This window comes from Pseudomonas sp. GW821-FHT02B10 (genome assembly GCF_059421865.1).
The window spans coordinates 588,708-607,718 of the sequence record NZ_JBWKVU010000003.1 but is presented as its reverse complement, the minus strand read 5'-3'; the positions used below and the strand labels follow the sequence as shown (position 1 = coordinate 607,718).

General features: G+C 64.4%; 16 protein-coding genes. 11 read left to right on the top strand and 5 right to left on the bottom strand.

Annotated features, from left to right (window positions below; all coding sequences use genetic code 11):
* Nucleotides 1-64: 64 nt before the first annotated feature.
* From gabD to AC07VU_RS10150, 3 genes are all read left to right on the top strand, one after another.
* Complete coding sequence (gabD, locus tag AC07VU_RS10160; protein ID WP_007930336.1) at nucleotides 65-1,507, top strand: NADP-dependent succinate-semialdehyde dehydrogenase; 1,443 nt, start codon at nucleotides 65-67, stop codon at nucleotides 1,505-1,507.
* Nucleotides 1,508-1,693: 186 nt separating this feature from the next.
* Nucleotides 1,694-2,971, top strand: coding sequence for a 4-aminobutyrate--2-oxoglutarate transaminase (gene gabT, locus AC07VU_RS10155; protein WP_007930337.1), 1,278 nt, complete (start codon nucleotides 1,694-1,696; stop codon nucleotides 2,969-2,971).
* A gap of 139 nt (nucleotides 2,972-3,110) precedes the next feature.
* On the top strand, nucleotides 3,111-4,340 hold the full coding sequence (locus AC07VU_RS10150) for a response regulator (protein WP_274305201.1): 1,230 nt from the start codon (nucleotides 3,111-3,113) through the stop codon (nucleotides 4,338-4,340).
* A gap of 182 nt (nucleotides 4,341-4,522) precedes the next feature.
* Here the strand turns inward: AC07VU_RS10150 and AC07VU_RS10145 are convergent, their stop codons facing one another.
* Both AC07VU_RS10145 and desA read right to left on the bottom strand, forming a co-directional pair.
* The gene (locus tag AC07VU_RS10145) at nucleotides 4,523-5,515 is read right to left on the bottom strand and encodes a GGDEF domain-containing protein (RefSeq protein WP_274305202.1); all 993 of its coding nucleotides are present in this window, start codon (nucleotides 5,513-5,515) and stop codon (nucleotides 4,523-4,525) included.
* Between the two features lie 248 nt (nucleotides 5,516-5,763).
* Nucleotides 5,764-6,948 (bottom strand): delta-9 fatty acid desaturase DesA, encoded by a 1,185-nt coding sequence (desA, locus tag AC07VU_RS10140; protein ID WP_007921512.1) that lies wholly within the window; start codon nucleotides 6,946-6,948, stop codon nucleotides 5,764-5,766.
* Between the two features lie 145 nt (nucleotides 6,949-7,093).
* Between desA and dibA the strand changes: the two genes are divergently transcribed.
* The 6 genes from dibA (at nucleotide 7,094) to AC07VU_RS10110 (ending at nucleotide 13,500) form a co-directional block, all read left to right on the top strand.
* Entirely contained in the window at nucleotides 7,094-9,013 is a 1,920-nt protein-coding gene (dibA, locus tag AC07VU_RS10135) for a phosphodiesterase DibA (protein ID WP_495029809.1), read from the top strand.
* A 299-nt stretch (nucleotides 9,014-9,312) separates the two neighbouring features.
* Nucleotides 9,313-9,495 (top strand): sulfur starvation response protein OscA, encoded by a 183-nt coding sequence (oscA, locus tag AC07VU_RS10130; RefSeq protein ID WP_007921516.1) that lies wholly within the window; start codon nucleotides 9,313-9,315, stop codon nucleotides 9,493-9,495.
* Between the two features lie 155 nt (nucleotides 9,496-9,650).
* Nucleotides 9,651-10,661, top strand: coding sequence for a sulfate ABC transporter substrate-binding protein (locus AC07VU_RS10125; RefSeq protein WP_495029808.1), 1,011 nt, complete (start codon nucleotides 9,651-9,653; stop codon nucleotides 10,659-10,661).
* Between the two features lie 141 nt (nucleotides 10,662-10,802).
* Nucleotides 10,803-11,621 (top strand): sulfate ABC transporter permease subunit CysT, encoded by an 819-nt coding sequence (cysT, locus tag AC07VU_RS10120; protein ID WP_007921521.1) that lies wholly within the window; start codon nucleotides 10,803-10,805, stop codon nucleotides 11,619-11,621.
* Nucleotides 11,622-11,634: 13 nt separating this feature from the next.
* Entirely contained in the window at nucleotides 11,635-12,507 is an 873-nt protein-coding gene (gene cysW, locus AC07VU_RS10115; RefSeq protein ID WP_495029807.1) for a sulfate ABC transporter permease subunit CysW, read from the top strand.
* A gap of 3 nt (nucleotides 12,508-12,510) precedes the next feature.
* Complete coding sequence (locus tag AC07VU_RS10110; RefSeq protein ID WP_007921524.1) at nucleotides 12,511-13,500, top strand: sulfate/molybdate ABC transporter ATP-binding protein; 990 nt, start codon at nucleotides 12,511-12,513, stop codon at nucleotides 13,498-13,500.
* Nucleotides 13,501-13,610: 110 nt separating this feature from the next.
* Here AC07VU_RS10110 and AC07VU_RS10105 read toward each other — a convergent pair whose 3' ends face one another.
* Nucleotides 13,611-14,135, bottom strand: coding sequence for an Mpo1 family 2-hydroxy fatty acid dioxygenase (locus AC07VU_RS10105; protein ID WP_495029806.1), 525 nt, complete (start codon nucleotides 14,133-14,135; stop codon nucleotides 13,611-13,613).
* A 102-nt stretch (nucleotides 14,136-14,237) separates the two neighbouring features.
* On the opposite strand from AC07VU_RS10105, the gene AC07VU_RS10100 reads away from it, so the two are divergent.
* Complete coding sequence (locus AC07VU_RS10100; protein WP_053259216.1) at nucleotides 14,238-14,924, top strand: Crp/Fnr family transcriptional regulator; 687 nt, start codon at nucleotides 14,238-14,240, stop codon at nucleotides 14,922-14,924.
* 45 nt (nucleotides 14,925-14,969) lie between these two features.
* Here the strand turns inward: AC07VU_RS10100 and AC07VU_RS10095 are convergent, their stop codons facing one another.
* Nucleotides 14,970-15,974, bottom strand: coding sequence for an AraC family transcriptional regulator (locus AC07VU_RS10095; protein ID WP_053259217.1), 1,005 nt, complete (start codon nucleotides 15,972-15,974; stop codon nucleotides 14,970-14,972).
* A gap of 100 nt (nucleotides 15,975-16,074) precedes the next feature.
* Between AC07VU_RS10095 and AC07VU_RS10090 the strand changes: the two genes are divergently transcribed.
* Nucleotides 16,075-17,148, top strand: a complete 1,074-nt coding sequence (locus AC07VU_RS10090) for a fatty acid desaturase (protein ID WP_495029805.1) — start codon at nucleotides 16,075-16,077, stop codon at nucleotides 17,146-17,148.
* A 242-nt stretch (nucleotides 17,149-17,390) separates the two neighbouring features.
* On the opposite strand, the gene AC07VU_RS10085 is transcribed toward AC07VU_RS10090, so the two are convergent.
* A complete protein-coding gene (locus AC07VU_RS10085) occupies nucleotides 17,391-19,001 on the bottom strand; it encodes an arylsulfatase (RefSeq protein WP_495029804.1) in 1,611 nt (536 codons plus the stop codon).
* Nucleotides 19,002-19,011 lie beyond the last annotated feature (10 nt).

Here is a 19,011-nt window from a genome sequence, read left to right as displayed (position 1 = left end):
GTCAAGGCGCCTTTCAACAATCACAATTCGCTCCGCCCCGCGCGGTGCTGTTAAGGAAACCGACATGCAGCTTAAAGACGCCCAGTTGTTCCGCCAGCAAGCCTTCATCGATGGGGCTTGGGTCGACGCGGATAACGGCCAGACCATCAAAGTGAACAACCCGGCCACGGGCGAAATCCTCGGCACCGTGCCGAAGATGGGCGCTGCCGAAACCCGTCGTGCCATCGAAGCCGCCGACAAGGCCCTGCCGGCCTGGCGCGCGCTGACCGCCAAGGAGCGGGCGACCAAGCTGCGTCGCTGGTATGAGCTGCTGATCGAAAACCAGGACGACCTCGGTCGCCTGATGACCCTGGAGCAGGGCAAGCCACTGGCCGAAGCCAAGGGCGAAATCGCCTACGCCGCCTCCTTCATCGAATGGTTCGCCGAAGAAGCCAAGCGCATCTACGGTGACGTGATTCCCGGCCACCAGCCGGACAAGCGCCTGATCGTGATCAAACAGCCGATCGGCGTGACTGCGGCCATCACCCCGTGGAACTTCCCGGCGGCGATGATCACCCGTAAAGCCGGCCCGGCCCTGGCCGCTGGTTGCACCATGGTGATCAAGCCGGCGTCGCAGACCCCGTTCTCGGCCCTGGCCCTGGTCGAGCTGGCGCACCGCGCGGGCATTCCGAAAGGCGTGCTGAGCGTGGTCACCGGTAGCGCCGGCGACATCGGCGGCGAGCTGACCAGCAACCCGATCGTGCGCAAGCTGTCCTTCACCGGCTCGACCGAAATCGGTCGCCAGCTGATGGCCGAATGCGCCAAGGACATCAAGAAGGTTTCCCTGGAGCTGGGCGGTAACGCTCCGTTCATCGTGTTCGACGACGCGGACCTGGATAAGGCCGTCGAAGGCGCGATCATCTCCAAGTACCGCAACAACGGTCAGACCTGTGTCTGCGCCAACCGCCTGTACATCCAGGATTCGGTCTACGACGCCTTCGCCGAGAAGCTCAAGGCCGCGGTGGCCAAGCTGAAGATCGGCAACGGCCTGGAAGACGGCACCACCACAGGTCCTCTGATCGACGAAAAAGCCGTGGCCAAGGTCCAGGAACACATCGCCGACGCCCTGGGCAAAGGCGCGACCCTGCTGGCCGGTGGCAAGCCGATGGAAGGCAACTTCTTCGAGCCGACCATCCTGGTCAACGTGTCGAAAGACGCCGCCGTGGCCAAGGAAGAAACCTTCGGCCCGCTGGCGCCGCTGTTCCGTTTCAAGGACGAAGCCGAAGTGATCGCGATGTCCAACGACACCGAGTTCGGCCTGGCCTCGTACTTCTACGCTCGCGACCTGGGCCGTGTGTTCCGTGTGGCCGAAGCCCTGGAATACGGCATGGTCGGCGTCAACACCGGGTTGATCTCCAACGAAGTCGCGCCGTTCGGCGGTATCAAGGCCTCGGGCCTGGGCCGTGAAGGTTCCAAGTACGGCATCGAGGATTACCTGGAAATCAAATACCTCTGCCTGGGCATCTGATACCCGCGCCAAGGCATGGTTTTAAACGCCAGGGGCACGAGAGCGCTGTCCCCTGGCGTGTTGTAAACGATATTTCAGTAGTGGCCGGGATAGCCGGGGCAGTCGATCATCGCATGCTGCCGCGGTTGCCTCCCCGCCACGTCATCCTTGAACCACGCCGACCGATGAGCGGCGAATGAGGACACTATGAGCAAGACCAACGCATCCCTGATGAAACGCCGTGAAGCCGCCGTACCGCGCGGTGTTGGCCAGATTCACCCGATCTTCGCCGACTCCGCGAAGAACGCCACGGTAACCGACGTTGAAGGTCGCGAGTTCATCGACTTCGCCGGCGGTATCGCCGTACTCAACACCGGCCACCTGCACCCGAAAATCGTCGCCGCGGTGACCGAGCAGCTGAACAAGCTGACCCACACCTGCTTCCAGGTCCTGGCCTACGAGCCTTACGTGGAACTGTGCGAAAAAGTGAACGCCAAGGTGCCGGGCGATTTCGCCAAGAAAACCCTGCTGGTGACCACCGGTTCCGAAGCCGTGGAGAACTCGGTGAAGATCGCCCGTGCCGCCACTGGCCGCGCCGGCGTGATCGCCTTCACCGGCGCCTACCACGGCCGCACCATGATGACCCTGGGCCTGACCGGCAAGGTCGTGCCTTACTCGGCCGGCATGGGCCTGATGCCAGGCGGCATCTTCCGCGCGCTGTACCCGAACGAGCTGCACGGTGTGAGCATCGACGATTCGATCGCCAGCATCGAGCGCATCTTCAAGAACGATGCCGAGCCACGTGACATCGCCGCGATCATCATCGAGCCGGTGCAGGGCGAAGGCGGTTTCTACGTCGCGCCTAAAGAGTTCATGAAGCGTCTGCGCGCCCTGTGTGACCAGCACGGCATCCTGCTGATCGCCGACGAAGTGCAGACCGGCGCTGGCCGTACCGGCACCTTCTTCGCCATGGAGCAGATGGGCGTTGCCGCCGACCTGACCACCTTCGCCAAGTCCATCGCTGGCGGCTTCCCGCTGGCCGGTGTCTGCGGCAAGGCCGAATACATGGACGCCATCGCGCCAGGCGGCCTGGGCGGCACCTACGCCGGTAGCCCGATCGCCTGCGCCGCGGCCCTGGCCGTGATGGAAGTGTTCGAGGAAGAGCACCTGCTGGACCGTTGCAAGGCGGTCGGCGAGCGTCTGGTGACCGGCCTCAAGGCCATCCAGGCCAAGTACCCGGTGATCGGCGACGTGCGTGCTCTGGGCGCGATGATCGCGGTCGAGCTGTTCGAGAACGGCGACAGCCACAAGCCGAACGCGGCCGCCGTGGCACAGGTTGTTGCCAAGGCGCGCGACAAGGGCCTGATCCTGCTGTCCTGCGGCACCTACGGCAACGTCCTGCGCGTGCTGGTTCCGCTGACCTCGCCGGACGAGCAGCTGGACAAGGGCCTGGCGATCATCGAAGAGTGCTTCTCCGAGCTCTGATCCCGCCTGTGACCCGATCGACAAAAAGACCCGCTTCGGCGGGTTTTTTTGTGCCGAACGAGGCTGCGCAGTGCATTTGCGTTGTATGCAAGCCTCGGCATTGACTAAGGTGCAAGGGATTGCCCAGGGAGCGTGCTGCATGACTGCTGTGGATTTACCCGCTGTACCGCGAGTGTTGATTGCCGAGTCGGACCCTTGGTCGCGCGATTTGCTCAAGCAGGTGTTGTTGAATGTACGTTGCGACGCGCGGCTGGATGTGTGCGCCGACGGTCAGGAAGCCCTGCAACTGTTGGCCGAAAACCCCTATGACCTGGTGATCGCCGACTGGGAGTTGCCCGGCGTCGACGGCCTGGGCCTGCTGCGCAGCGTGCGCCAGCGCAAGCGCAACCCGGTGCTGCCGTTCATCCTCATGAGCAGCCGCAACGACAGTGCCAGCGTGCGCGAAGCCCTGCCGCTGGCGCCGACGGCCTACCTGACCAAGCCGCTGAACATGGAAGGCCTGACCCAGCGCCTGCAGGACCTGCTGCTGGACCCCGGCCAGGAAGTGTCGTGCGGGGTGCCGACCCTGGCGCCGGGCATGACCCTGTGGACTTTTCTCGAGCGCCGCCGCGAGCTGGCCGACGGCGCGCCGTTGCTCGCCGATGTGCAACTGGCGGTGAAGCGCAGCCTCAACCCCAACGGTCTCGACCTCAAGCTGCTGGAAGAAGAGGTGCGTACCGACCCGCAGATCAACGCGGTGCTGATCGCCGCGGCCAACAGCGCCGCGCAGCACCATGGCAACGCCGTGCAGACTCTGGCCCAGGCCCTGCAACGGCTGGGTACCGGGCAGAGCATGAACCTGATTCTCGGCCTGGCGCTCAAGCGCAGCGCGCGCCTGAGCGACCCGGCCCTGGGCGATTACGCCGAGCGTTACTGGGAGCTGTCGCTGCACACCGCGGAATACGGCCGAACCCTGGCCCGCTTGCTGGACCTGGACCAGGAGCGCTGCTATTGCGCCGGCCTGCTGCATCGTCTGGGGGACCTGGCGCTGCTGCGTTGCCTGCAAGAGTGGAAACAGGCCGGTGGCGCGCTGGACGACATGGAAGAGATCGGCGATGCCCTGGCACAGTTCGGCGCGGCCTATGGTTCGGCCTTGCGCACTCGCTGGCGCCTGCCGCTGGAGCTGCGCGAGCTGATTGCCTCGGCCTACCAGCTCGGTGGCGGGGTTTATTCCCGCGAGGCCCTGGTGATGAACCTCTCCGCCCAGCTCGCCCGCTTGCGGCCATCCGAGGGCCTTGAAGAACTGGCCGACAGCAAGACCGCGCGCCTGCTCAAGATCGGCCTGCCGGAGCTGGTTCGCCTGCGTAAAACCGATACGCGAGAAGCGTGAGGACACCGCGCAATCCTGTAGCCGCTGCCGAGCCCGCGAGGCTGCGTTCGAGGACAAAGTCCTCGCCAAACCTGGGCACGCGGTTCGCCAGGAAGATCAAGTTGCCGGGTTTTACGACTGCTGCGCAGCCGATCGCAGCCTCGCGGGGCTCGGCAGCGGCTACGGTGGGTTGCAGTTGCGACCTACCCCGAAACGATCCGGTTCTTGCCCTGGCGCTTGGCTTCGTACATCGCCGCGTCGGCGCGGGCGAAGAGGCTGTCGAGGTTTTCGTCGTCGACGGTGAGGCTGGTCAGGCCCTGGCTGACGGTGATGCTGAACTGCTCCTCGCCATGGCTGAAGGTCAGGCGCTGGATTTCCCGCTGCAGGCGTTCGGCAACCTGGCGCGCCATGTCCGGGGCGCAACCGGGGAATAGGGCGGCGAACTCCTCGCCACCGATACGCCCGAACAGGTCGCCACGGCGCAGGGTCGCGCGGCCGGTCTCGGCGATGCGTTGCAGGACGTTATCGCCCTCGGGGTGGCCGTAGGTGTCGTTGACCACCTTGAAGTCATCAATATCCAGCAGCAGGAAGGCTAGCGGCGTGCCTTGCTGGCGCGCCTGCTCGAATTCGCGGTTGGCGCATTCGAAGAAGTGCCGGCGGTTGCTGCTCTGGGTCAGCACGTCGGTGGTGGCCAGGCGTTGCAGCTCGGTTTCCAGGTGCTTTTTCTCGGTGATGTCCTCGGCCAGGCCGACGATGATCACCCGGTCCCCGGGAGCGGCATTGCGATTGATGAAGCACTTGTCGCTGAGCCAGCGGACCTGGCCCTGGGCATCGATGATGCGGTATTCGCGGTCTTCCACCGCACCTTTTTCCAGCACCTGGGCCAGGGTTCGCTCGGCGTATTCGAGGTCGTCGGGGTAGACGCTGTCGCGCCATTCGTTGGCGTCGGCCAGCAATAGGCCGGCGGAGCGGCCGAAGATGCGTTCATACGCCGGGCTGACGTACAGCACCTGGCGGGCTTCCCAGTCGAAGGCCCAGAGCACGGCATTGACGCTGACCAGCAACGAGCTGAACAGCTGTTCGCGTTCTGTCAGCCGGGCGACCTCGCCCTGGGCATGCATCAGCGCCATCAGGGTTTGCGCGGCCTCGGGCCACTGGGGAAAAGCGGATGGGAGTTGTGGGTTCTTGTTGACCATCGGCACCGATCTCAAAGCGCTCGCCGCTCGGGAAACGAAGCGGCCACGGAAAGCCCGCCTGGATGGCGAAGTGTTGCTTGAGATAGGGGATTGGCGACGAAGTTCCCGTTTGCCGCGGTCTGGGAGCTGGCACCCGCTGGGCGGTCACGGTGGCGCGCAGGACGGGCTGGAGCTCATGGGGCGGGGAGGGCAGCGAAGCCCACCCGCCACGGCAGCCGGGCTCGCCATGGCGGGTGAACGGGCCAGCGTCAGAGGCTGGCGGGGCGCAGCGAGTAGGTTTTCAACTGGCTGGCGAAGTCGCGCAGCGATTGGATCCCGCTGGCCTCGGCTTCGTGGACCCAGTCCTTGATCGCCGCCAGCATGTCGTGGCCGTTGGAGCTGGTCTTGGCCCAGATCTGCTGCAGCGCCAGGCGCTTTTCGTAGATCACTTTCAGGGCCTGGCTGTGCTCCAGCATGTTCTGGATACGCGCATGGTGGCGCTCTTCCAGCAGGCTGGTCTCCCGCGACAGCAGGCGCTTGGCGCGATGGAACTGGTGGCGCACCGAGTGATCGACCTTGTCCAGCTCCTGCTTGACCAGCGGCGCGATCACCAGCTTGCGGTACTGCGCCATGATCTGGAAACGGTTGTTGAGGATCGCCATCGCCGTGTCCATGTCCAGGTGGCCCTTGCCTTCGACCCGATGGGCGATCGGCGCGACCCGCTGCACCTTGGCCAGGCGCAGGAAGCTGAACACCTTGATCCAGGCCCAGCCCAGGTCGAACTCCCACTTCTTCACCGACAGCTTGGCCGAGTTGGGGTAGGTGTGATGGTTATTGTGCAGCTCTTCGCCGCCGACCAGGATGCCCCAGGGCACCAGGTTGGTGGCCGCGTCGCGGCATTCGAAGTTGCGATAGCCGACCGCATGGCCCAGGCCGTTGATCACGCCGGCGGCCCAGACCGGGATCCACATCATCTGGATCGCCCAGATGGTGATGCCGATGGTGCCGAACAGCAGCAGGTCGATCACCGCCATCAGCGCCACGCCGCCCAGCTTGTAGCGCGAGTAGAGGTTGCGCTCGATCCAGTCGTCCGGGCAGTTCTTGCCGTAGATGCGCAGGGTTTCCGGGTTTTTCGCCTCTTCGCGGTACAGCTCGGCGCCTTTGCGCAGCACCGTGGACAGGCCCTTGATCACCGGGCTGTGGGGGTCATCCTCGGTCTCGCATTTGGCGTGGTGCTTGCGGTGGATGGCGGTCCACTCGCGGGTGTTCTGCGCCGTGGTCAGCCACAGCCAGAAGCGGAAGAAATGTTTCAGGCCGGCATTGAGCTCCAGGGAGCGGTGGGCTGAATAGCGATGCAGGTAAACCGTGACGCCAACGATGGTCACGTGAGTCATTAACAGGGTGACTGCCACCAGTTGCCAGGCCGACAAGCCAAGAAAACCTTCGTACCACATAGGCTGTAGGGCCCTCGATAAAGAAAAAACAGCAGTCGCATTATCACCGAGCCCACAGAGAAAACCAGTCGCCCTTTCAGATAAGAGTGGCGAGATGTTTCTTCCTCTATAATCCCAAGCTTTCCGTAAGGACATTGACGACCTTATGTCGGTTTCTTCCCGCGACGCTTTGCGCGCAGCCTTGCTCTATCTCTTGTTGTCTGTGGTGTGGTTGCAGCTCAGTGGTCATTTATTGAGCAGTTTCTTCGATGAGTCGAACGATCTGGCGCGCTGGCAACTGATCAACGGGTATCTCTGGGCCCTGGTCAGCGCGGTCCTGATCTTCATCGCGCGGGGCCGTCTGCTGCGTTTGCTGGGTGCCGACTCCTGGCTGCATCACCAGCGCGAGGACCGCGAGCGTCTGCGCCAGGCGGCCGCCGTGTTCGATTGCACCCGCGAAGGGGTGCTGGTCAGCGACCGCCGGGGCCAGATCGTCCACGTGAACCGTGCATTCATCGAGATCACCGGCTATCAGCGCGACGAGGTGCTGGGCCGCCAGCCGAGCCTGTTCAAGTCCGGGCATCACACGGCGGATTTCTACCAGGCCATGTTCGATTCGCTGAGCACCACGGGCGAGTGGAGCGGCGAGATCTGGAACCGGCGCAAGTGCGGCGAGATCTACCCGCAGTGGCAGACCATCCGCGCCATCCGCGATGACGACGGCCAGCTCAGCCACTATGTCGCGGTGTTTTCCGACATCAGCGCGATCAAGGATTCCGAGCACGAACTGGCCCACCTGGCGCACCACGATCCGCTGACCGACTTGCCCAATCGCCTGCTGTTCACCGACCGCGCCGAGCAGGCCCTGGCGTCGGCGCAGATTCACAAACGCGGCTGTGCGCTGCTGATGGTCGACCTGGATCACTTCAAGATGATCAACGACAGCCTCGGACACAATATCGGCGACCGCCTGCTCAAGGCCGTGGCCCAGCGCCTGCAAGGCATGTTCGGCCCGGGCATCACCCTGGCGCGGCTGGGCGGCGACGAGTTCGCGGTGCTGGTCGAGAGCTGCGCGCAGCCGGGGCAGGCCGCGGTGCTGGCGCAGCGCATCATCGACGGGGTGAAGCAGCCTTTCCTGATGGACGAGAACCAGCTGTTCATCAATGCCAGCATCGGCATCAGCCTGTTTCCCAGCGATGCCCTGAGCGCCGAGCAACTGTTGCGCAATGCCGACACGGCGCTGTTCAAGGCCAAGAGCGCCGGGCGCGACAGTTACGCGCTGTACACCGAGGAACTGACGGCCCACGCCCAGCAACGGGTGGAAATTGCCTTCGAATTGCGCCGCGCCCTGGAGCAGCAGGAGCTGCGGGTGTTCTACCAGCCGGTGCACGACCTTGCCAGCAGCCGCCTGGTCGGGGTCGAGGCGCTGGTGCGCTGGGAGCATCCGCAGCGCGGCCTGGTTCCGCCTGGGGAGTTCATTCCGATTGCCGAGCGCGCCGGGCTGATCGCCGAGATCGATGCCTGGGTCATGCAGCAGGCCTGCCGGCAGATGTGCCAATGGCAGGCGGAGGGCATGGCGTTGTCGTTCGTCGCGGTGAATGTCTCCAGCCGCCTGTTCGCCCGCCGCGAGCTGTACCAGCAGGTGGCCCAGGTGCTGCACGACACCGGCCTGGACCCGGCCTACCTGGAGCTGGAAGTCACCGAAAGCGCGGTGATGGAAGACCCGGAAGTCGCCCTGGAGCAGATGCACCGCCTGCGCGAACTGGGGCTGCGCCTGGCCATCGACGACTTCGGCACCGGTTATTCCTCGCTGCTGCGGCTCAAGCGCCTGCCGGTGCAGAAGCTGAAGATCGACCAGGGTTTTGTCGCCGGCCTGCCGGGGGACGAAGACGACGCGGCGATCTCCCGGGTGATCATCGCCCTGGCCCAGAGCATGGGCATGCAGGTGCACGCCGAAGGCATCGAACAGGTGGAACAGGCGCGCTTCCTCCTCGACCAGGGCTGCGACCTGGGCCAGGGCTACTGGTTCGGCCGCCCGGTGCCGGCGGCGCAACTGCAATGGAACCGGGCGCCGCAGATCCACTGATTGCCAGGCTTGCATAGATTCCACCCTGTAGCCGCTGCCGCAGGCTGCGATCGGCCGGAACGGCCGTGGCGCTCGTGAGGACGCAGGAGGACCTGCGGTCCTATCGCAGCCTGCGGCAGCGGCTACAGGGTTTTCTGCCGCCTGAAGAGACGCAACCTCGCGTCAATTCAAATAATTTCTTCTGGTTATATAAGCATTCTTAAATAGTATTTTTAAGAATATCTGCGCCTATCTACTATTGCCCTCACGCCGCAAGCAGTGCCGCCACTGCCAGGCACATCTCATTCAGGAGCAACACCATGAGCGCATCTCTTCGTAGCGTTGACGGCCAGGACGAACAAACCATCTTGCGCGAGATTCAAAGCGCATTGCGCGACCTGCGTTTCGGCGCGGTGGAAATCACCGTGCACAACGCCCAGGTCGTGCAGATCGAACGCAAGGAAAAGTTCCGCCTGCAACACCCTGGCAACAAACCAAGCTGAACGCCGCACCACCTCTCGCCATGAGAGGCCCGACTGGACAACCGGAGGGCGTCATCCATGACCCCCAACCTGAACCCCAGCGTTCGCCCACGAATGCGGGCCTGATTCGCCATAAGAAAAATGCCAGCACATTAAAAAATTTCGGGAGCTCCATCATGTCGTCGATTCGCCGTTATGCCCTGGCCGCCCTCGCCAGCGCCGTTTTTGCCGGTTCCGCCGTTGCCAAGGATTACGAGTTGCTCAACGTGTCGTACGACCCGACCCGCGAGCTGTACCAGGACTACAACAGCGAGTTCGTAAGCTTCTGGAAAAAGGAACACCCGGGCGACAACGTCAAGATCCAGCAATCCCACGGTGGCTCGGGCAAGCAGGGCCGCGCGGTGATCGACGGCCTGCGCGCCGACGTGGTGACCCTGGCGCTGGCCGGCGACATCGATGAAATCGCCAAGCTCGGCAGGACCCTGCCGGCCGACTGGCAAACACGCCTGCCGGATGCGAGCACGCCCTACACCTCGACCATCGTGTTCCTGGTGCGCAAGGGCAACCCCAAGGGCATCAAGGACTGGGGCGACCTGATCAAGAAAGACGTGTCGGTGATCACGCCGAACCCGAAAACCTCCGGCGGCGCCCGCTGGAACTTCCTCGCCGCCTGGGCCTATGGCCTGAAAGCCGGTGGCAGCGAAGCCCGTGCCCAGGAATACGTGAAGGAGCTGTTCAAGCACGTACCGGTGCTGGATACCGGCGCCCGCGGCTCGACCATCACCTTCGTCAACAACGGTCAGGGCGACGTGTTGCTGGCCTGGGAAAACGAAGCCTTCCTGGCATTGAAGGAAGACGGCGGCGCCGACAAGTTCGACATCGTCGTGCCTTCGCTGTCGATCCTCGCCGAGCCGCCCGTGGCGGTGGTGGACAAGAACGCCGAGAAAAAGGGCAACACCGAGATCGCCGAGGCCTACCTCAAGCACCTGTACAGCCCGGCTGGCCAGGAGATCGCGGCGAAGAACTTCTATCGCCCGCGGGACAAGGATGTGGCGGCCAAATACGCCCAGCAGTTCCCCAAACTGGACCTGGTGACCATCGACAAGGACTTCGGCGGCTGGAAAACTGCCCAGCCGAAATTCTTCAACGATGGCGGGGTGTTCGACCAGATCTACCAGGCGCAGTAAGCAACACTACCTGTAGGAGCGAGCTTGCTCGCGAAGATCGTCAACGATAACGCGTACATTCTGATTGAGCGCGGTGCCCTTGAGTTCTTCGCGAGCAAGCTCGCTCCTACAATGGTATCTACCCGCTAACCAAGGACTTTTATGTCGCGTCGTATCTCCCCCGTCATACCCGGCTTCGGGCTGACGCTGGGCTACACCTTGGTGTACCTCAGCCTGATTGTGCTCATACCCCTGGCGGCGATGTTCGTGCATGCCGCCCAACTCACCTGGGATCAGTTCTGGGCCATTGTCTCGGCGCCGCGGGTGCTCGCCGCGCTCAAGCTGAGCTTCGGCACGGCGCTGTACGCGGCGATCATCAATGGCGTGATCGGCACGCTGCTGGCCTGGGTGCTGGTGCGCTACAGCTTTCCCGGACGCAAGATCATCGATGCGATGATCGACTTGCCGTTCGCCCTGCCCACCGCCGTGGCCGGTATCGCGCTGACCGCGCTGTACGCGCCGACCGGCCTGGTCGGCCAGTTCGCCACCGACCTGGGTTTCAAGATCGCCTACACCCCCCTGGGCATCACCCTGGCGCTGACTTTCGTCACCCTGCCGTTCGTGGTGCGCACCGTACAGCCGGTGCTGGCCGACATTCCCCGTGAGGTCGAAGAAGCCGCCGCCTGTCTCGGCGCCAAGCCCTGGCAGGTGTTCCGCCACATCCTGGTACCGGCGCTGCTGCCGGCCTGGCTGACCGGTTTTGCCCTGGCCTTTGCCCGGGGTGTCGGCGAGTACGGCTCGGTGATCTTCATCGCCGGCAACATGCCGATGAAAACCGAAATCCTGCCGCTGCTGATCATGGTCAAGCTCGACCAGTACGATTACACCGGCGCGACCTCCATCGGCGTGTTGATGCTGGTGGTTTCCTTTGTCCTGTTGCTGCTGATCAACCTGTTGCAGCGGCGCATCGAACGACCTTAAGGAGGCGCGAACCATGTCCCAATCGTCCATTTTCGCAGCCTCTTCGGCCAACGCCGACCGTCGTGGCAGCGCCACCTCGCGGCGCATCCTGATCGGCCTCGGCTGGCTGATCTTCGCCCTGTTCCTGTTGCTGCCGCTGTTTATCGTGGTGTCCCAGGGGCTCAAGCTCGGCCTCGGCGCGTTCTTCGCCGCGATCTTCGAGCCGGACGCGCTGTCGGCCCTGAAGCTGACGGTGATCGCCGTGCTGATCTCGGTGCCGCTGAACCTGGTGTTCGGCGTCAGCGCCGCCTGGTGCGTGAGCAAATACACCTTCCGCGGCAAGAGCATCCTGGTGACCCTGATCGATTTGCCGTTCTCGGTCTCGCCGGTGATCGCCGGCCTGGTCTATGTGCTGATGTTCGGCGCCCAGGGCCTGTTCGGACCGTGGCTGCAGGATCACGATATCCAGATCGTGTTCGCCCTGCCGGGCATCGTCCTGGCGACCATCTTCGTCACCGTGCCCTTCGTCGCCCGTGAGCTGATCCCGCTGATGCAGGAGCAGGGCACCCAGGAAGAGGAAGCCGCGCGGCTGCTGGGGGCCAACGGCTGGCAGATGTTCTGGCATGTGACCGTGCCGAACATCAAGTGGGGCCTGATCTACGGCGTGGTGCTCTGCACCGCGCGGGCCATGGGTGAGTTCGGCGCGGTGTCGGTGGTTTCCGGGCACATTCGCGGGGTGACCAACACCCTGCCGCTGCACGTCGAGATCCTCTACAACGAATACAACCACGTCGCCGCGTTCGCCGTCGCGAGCCTGTTGCTGATCCTGGCGCTCTTCATCCTGCTGCTCAAGCAGTGGAGCGAAAACCGTATCAACCGCCTGCGCGCCAGCGCCGCGGAGGAATGAATCATGTCGATCGAAGTCCGTAACGTCAGCAAGAACTTCAACGCCTTCAAGGCCCTGAACAGCATCAACCTGGACATCCAGAGCGGTGAGCTGGTGGCGCTGCTGGGCCCGTCCGGCTGCGGCAAGACCACCCTGCTGCGGATCATCGCCGGCCTGGAAACCCCGGACGCCGGTAGCATCGTGTTCCACGGCGAGGACGTCTCCGGCCACGACGTGCGCGATCGCAACGTCGGTTTCGTGTTCCAGCACTACGCGCTGTTCCGCCATATGAGCGTGTTCGACAACGTCGCCTTCGGCCTGCGCATGAAGCCGAAAAACCAGCGCCCGAGCGAAAGCAAGATCGCCGAGAAGGTCCATGAGCTGTTGAATATGGTGCAGCTGGACTGGCTCGCCGACCGCTACCCGGAACAGCTGTCCGGTGGCCAGCGCCAGCGGATCGCCCTGGCCCGCGCCCTGGCGGTGGAGCCGAAAGTGCTGCTGCTGGACGAACCCTTTGGTGCCCTGGATGCCAAGGTGCGCAAGGAGCTGCGGCGCTGGCTGGCGCGGCTGCACGAAGACATCAACCTGACCTCGGTATTCGTCACCCACGACCAGGAAGAAGCCATGGAAGTGGCGGACCGTATCGTGGTGATGAACAAGGGCGTGATCGAGCAGATCGGCTCGCCGGGCGAGGTGTACGAAAACCCGGCCAGCGACTTCGTCTACCACTTCCTCGGCGACTCCAACCGCCTGCACCTGGGCGAGGACCACCATGTGCTGTTCCGCCCGCACGAAGTGTCGCTGTCGCGCTCCGAACTGGCCGACCACCATGCCGCCGAAGTGCGCGATATCCGTCCGCTGGGCGCCACCACCCGAGTGACCTTGAAGGTCGAAGGGCAGAGCGAACTGATCGAGGCCGAAGTGGTGAAAGACCATGACAGCCTGGTCGGGCTGGCCAAGGGCGAGACGCTGTTCTTCAAGCCCAAGGTCTGGCAGAAGGTCGCCAATATCTAAAAGCCGAAAGCATCGCGAGCAAGCTCGCTCCTACAATGATCCGGGGATGACCCATGAGCTTATGGTCAACCCCATCCCTTGTAGGAGCGAGCTTGCTCGCGATAGCCATTTCAAACAGCGGCACGCTTCGGATTGACCCGCACCCCTCCCGCCCGCGCCTCGACCTCATGCTTGAGCGTCTGGCGCAGCCCCAGCAGAAACGCCAGCTCCGCCACCACGAACAACGGCCCGACGATCAGCCCCGAGACGTCATCGACAAAGGCCGGCTTGCGCCCTTCGTAGTAATGGCCGACGAACTGGATCACCCAGCCGATCACGAACATGCCCACCCCGCTGGTCAGCCAGACCAGGGTGCTTTGCTGCGCCAGCCCATGGCCGGCCCACACCGACAGCCCCATCAGCAGCGTCATCAGCAGGCCCAGGCGCAGTTCCAGGCGCAGGTAGAACGCGCAGGACGCCAGCGCCAGCAGCAGCGCCGGCGACAGCCACAGCCCGGCGACCGGCCAGGCGGGGCGCGACAGCAGGACGGCGACGGCCAGCACAATCAGCGGAATGCCGATAAAGTGGCTGGCGATGTTGCGCGGATCACGGTGGTAGGCGGCGTATTGACTGAGATGGTCGACGAGGCTTTTCATTGTTGTTCCTCCTGTAGGGTGATCGAATCATGCCCTGCGCCGGTCGCCGGTTCTGTCGGCTAGGCGACAATCGGCTCGCTGCCCGTTTGGATAACGCTATCGATGAAGATGCAGGTCTGGCGTGAGCGCCTGATGAGTGGCCAGTGGTTCAGCCGCTTGCCCGTTCAATTACAGAATAGTCTGCTGGCCAATGCCCGTTTGCGCTCGCTGGCGCCGGGCCAACGGCTGTTCCAGCGCGGCGATCCGCCCTGCGGCCTGTACGCGGTACTGGAAGGCACGGTGCGCATCGGCGCGGTCAGCGAGGAGGGCAAGGAGGCGCTGCTGAGCCTGGTGGAGGCGCCGCACTGGTTCGGCGAGATCAGCCTGTTCGACGGCCAGCCGCGCACCCATGACGCCTATGCCGTGGGCCCGTGCAGCCTGCTCAATGTGCCCCAGGCGGCGTTGCTCGAACTGCTGGACGAACACCCGCAATACTGGCGGCAGCTGGCGCTGCTGATGAGCCACAAGCTGCGCCTGACCTTTATCAACCTCGAACAGCTGAGCCTGATGCCGGCCCCGGCGCGGGTGGCCAACCGGCTGTTGATGATCGCTCGCGGCTACGGCGAAACGGACACCCCGCGCCGGGTCCTGCACCTGCCGCAGGAGCAACTGGCGCTGCTGCTGTCGCTGTCGCGCCAGACCACCAACCAGATCCTCAAGGACTTGCAGGGGCAAGGCATTCTCAAGCTGGGTTACGGCGAGATCGAGATCCTCGACGAAGCGCGGTTGCGGGTATTGGCCGGAGTTTGACCTGCAGATCGCGATGAGGCCGGCCCTGCCACCGCTAATCCACGGCTAACGCAACCCATCGCGAAACTGCCCCGGGGTCATCCCGGTCCAGCGTTTGAACGCGCGGCTGAAGCTGCTGGCGTCGGCGAACCCCAGCAGGTAGCTGATCTCGCTCAGGGAGCACTGCGGGTCGCGCAGGTGCAGCAGGGCCAGGTTCTCCCGGCATTCGTTGAGCAGGGTGTCGAAGCGACAACCCTCGTCCGCCAGGTGGCGTTGCAGGCTGCGCAGGCTCAGGTGCAGGGCCTGGGCCACCCGTTCGGCCGAAGGTTCGCCCTCCGGCAGCTGGGCCTCAATCACCCCGCGCACCTTGCGCTCCCAGGTCAAGGGTTGCAGTTGCATCAGGGTACGCTTGAGCACCGCCTCGTTGTGTTCGGCCAGTTCCGGGTTGGCGTCGTCCAGGTGGCTGTCGAAATCGTGCAGGCCGAACTCCAGGCGATCCTCGTCGGCGCCGAAAAACACCGGCGCGCGAAACACCGTGTGCCATTGCCTGGAGTCCGCCGGCTCGGGGCGCCGCAGGTACACCGCCAGCGGCGCGTAGTCGCGGCCCAGGCGGTTGCGGCAGGTGCGCACGTAGATCGCGACAAAGGCGTCGATGGCCTCGACCGCCGGCTCCGGATTGCCCTCGGGCACCTTCAGGCGAAAGCGATAGCGGTCCTCGGTGCGGGTCAGCTCCAGCTCCAGGGCATCGCTGACCACCTGGTGATAACGCACGATGCGCTCGAACACTTCCCGCAGGCTGCCGCTGGCCACCAGCGCATAACCCAGGGCATGGAAGGTGGTCGGGCTGACGAAGCGCGAGACCCGCAAGCCAATGGCCGGGTCGCCGCTGGCCTGCACCGCCAGTTGCCACAGGCGGGTGGTGGCCGACAGCGGGTAACGCGCGTTGGGATCGTCCATCAGCTGTGGGTCGAGGCCGGCCTGGTGGCACAAGGCGGTGCTGTCGAGGCCCAGGGCATCGAGCTGCTTGCGCAGGGCGCGGGTCCAGCTGGCGAGGGAAGTGGGTTCGGTCATGGCGGTTGGCGCGTCCGGTCAACAGGTTGGCGTCCGCGGCTAGCGCCCGGCGCGCGGGCGCAGGGCAGGATGCGAACATCAATAACCAGAGGATGGAAGCATGTACGGTACTTCTGCAAGTCCCGACCGGCTGAATGCACAGCAACGATCGGCGCGTATTCGCGAGGTAGTGCTGGCCAGGGGCGTCGAGTTGCGCGAGCGCTACCCGCTGCTCAAGCATCAGGACGCGCTGGGCGCAGGCATCCTGGCCTTGGCCCTGGCCGGGATGATCGGCACGGCGGCGCTCTATATCGGCGGGTACATGGTCTGGTGGGCCTGCCTGCTGCTCAACGCGTTTTTCGCCTCCTTGACCCACGAGCTGGAACACGACCTGATCCACAGCATGTATTTCCGCAAGCAGCGCGTCCCCCACAACCTGATGCTGGCGCTGGTCTGGCTGGCGCGGCCGAGCACCATCAACCCGTGGATCCGCCGCCATCTGCACCTCAACCACCACAAGGTGTCCGGCACCGAGGCCGACATGGAAGAGCGCGCCATTACCAACGGCGAGCCCTGGGGCATCGCCCGCCTGCTGATGGTTGGCGACAATGTCATGTCGTCATTGATCCGCACCCTGCGCGCCAGGACCTGGGCGCACAAGCGCAGCATCCTCAAGCGCACCCTGAAGGTGTACGCACCGCTGGCGCTGTTGCACTGGGGGGCCTGGTATGTGTTCTTAGGCTTCCACGCCGCCAATGGCGTCGCCGCGCTGCTGGGTGCGCCGATCGACTGGTCGGCCAGCACCCTGGCAGTGATGCAGGTGCTCGATATCGCCGTGGTGGTGATCGTCGGCCCCAACGTGCTGCGCACCTTCTGCCTGCATTTTGTCAGCTCGAACATGCACTACTACGGCGACATCGAAGCGGGCAACGTGATCCAGCAGACCCAGGTGCTCAACCCCTGGTGGCTGTGGCCGTTGCAGGTGTTCTGCTGCAATTTCGGCAGCACCCACGGCATCCACCATTTCGTGGTCAAGGAACCCTTCTACATCCGCCAGCTGACCGCGCCGGTGGCGCACAAGGTGATGGCCGAGATGGGCGTGCGCTTCAACGATTTCGGCACCTTCGGCCGGGCCAACCGCTTTATCCGCAAGGAACAGGTGGCGGCGCAGGCGGTGCGGGGTGTCGGGGCGTGATGTATCGCATTTGAGGGCCAATCGCGAGCAAGCTCGCTCCTACAAGTACATGGATAACCTGTAGGAGCGAGCTTGCTCGCGATGGCGATTCCGCAGACGCGCAACCTTCGGCGTTTTCCCCCACCTGTAGCCGCTGCCGCAGGCTGCGATCGGCCGGAACGGCCGTGGCGATCTCAAGGCCCTAGGAGGTCCTACGACCAGCGTGGCCCGGACCATCGCAGCCTTCGGCAGCGGCTACAGGATCAATCCGGCTGGAACGGCGAGGCGCTGAGGATCACCCCGGTTTCATCCACATACTGCTGCCAATGGCCGATCAGCGCCTCGAGCTTGTCCGGCTCGCGCTGCGCCAGGTCGTGGATCTCCCCCGGGTCCTGGCTCAGGTCGTACAGCTGCCAGGTCGCCGGGCCCACCGGGCCGGGGATGTACACCGCTTTCCAGTGGCCCTGGCGAATCGCCCGGCGGCCGAACAGTTCCCAGCCGGTGACCGTGTGTTCGTCATGCACCTGCGCGGTCTCGCCGGACAGGAAACCGAGCCACGACTTGCCGCGCAATGGCGCCACCTCCTTGCCGCGCCAGCGTTTGCCGGGATGACGCACGCCGGCCAGGTCGAGAATGGTCGGGGTGATGTCCATCACCGTGCCGAAGCCATGGCTGATCCGCCCCTTGAGCGCCAACTGCGGGTAATGCACCAGCGCCGGCACGCGGATCCCGCCTTCGGTGGTGAAGGCTTTGAACAGGCGTGACGGCGCGGTGGCGACCTGGGCCCAGGCCGGGCCGTACCAGACGTAGGAGTTGGCGCGGCCGATGTTGTCCAGGCTGTTGTCGTAGTGCTGGTTGAGGTAGGTCAAAAGCTGCGGGCCGAACTTGGGGAAGGCTTCCAGCAGCGCGCCTTCGGCACCGTTGTCGGACATGAACAGGATAAAGGTGTTGTCCAGCTGGCCCTGCTGGCGCAGGTAGTCCACCACCCGGCCGATGTTCCAGTCCATGCGTTCGACCATCGCCGCGTAGACCTCCATGGCCCGCGCGGAAACCTGCCGCTGCTGTTCGCTCAAGGCCGCCCATTCGGCGCTCAGGCCCAGCAGCGGGTGCGGCTCCACATCGGCCTCGATCAGCCCCAGTTGCTTGAGCTTTTCCAGACGCTCCAGGCACAGCACCTCGGGGCCGGCGTCATAGCGGCCACGGTACTTGGCGACCACCTCCTCGGGCGCCTGCAACGGCCAGTGCGGCGCGGAAAACGGCAGGTAGGCGAAGAACGGCCGGGTCTGGTCGCGCTCCTTGAGGTACTGCAGCAGCTTGTCGCCGAAGGCGTCGGAGGAATAGAAATCCTTGGGCAATTGCTCGATGAAGCGGTCGTCCTCGATGTACAGCGCCGGGGTGGATTTGAGCAGGCCCGGGGTGTGTTCGTCGTAGGTCGGCTCGAAGCCGTAGTGGTTGGCGGCGCCGGGCAGCAGCGAGAACGAACGCTCGAAACCCCGGGCATGGGGCGCCAGTTCGGCGGTCAGGCCCAGGTGCCATTTGCCGCTCATCAGGGTCTGGTAGCCGGCGTCGCGCAGCAGCTCGGGCAGGGCCACCACGCGGTCGTTGAGGTGGCCCTCGTAGCCCGGCTTGCCGATCAGTTCCGGGGTCAGGGCCTCGGCCATGGTGCCGATGCCGGCGATATGGTGGTCGGTGCCGGTGAGCAGCATGGAGCGGGTCGGCGAGCAGGTCGGCGCGGTGTGGAAGTCGGTCAGGCGCAGGCCGCCTTCGGCTAGGGCATCGAGGTTCGGCGTGGCGATTTCGCCGCCGAAGGCACCGAGATCGGAAAAGCCCAGGTCGTCGGCCAGGATCACCAAAAAGTTGGGACGTTGCGGCATCTGTTCACTC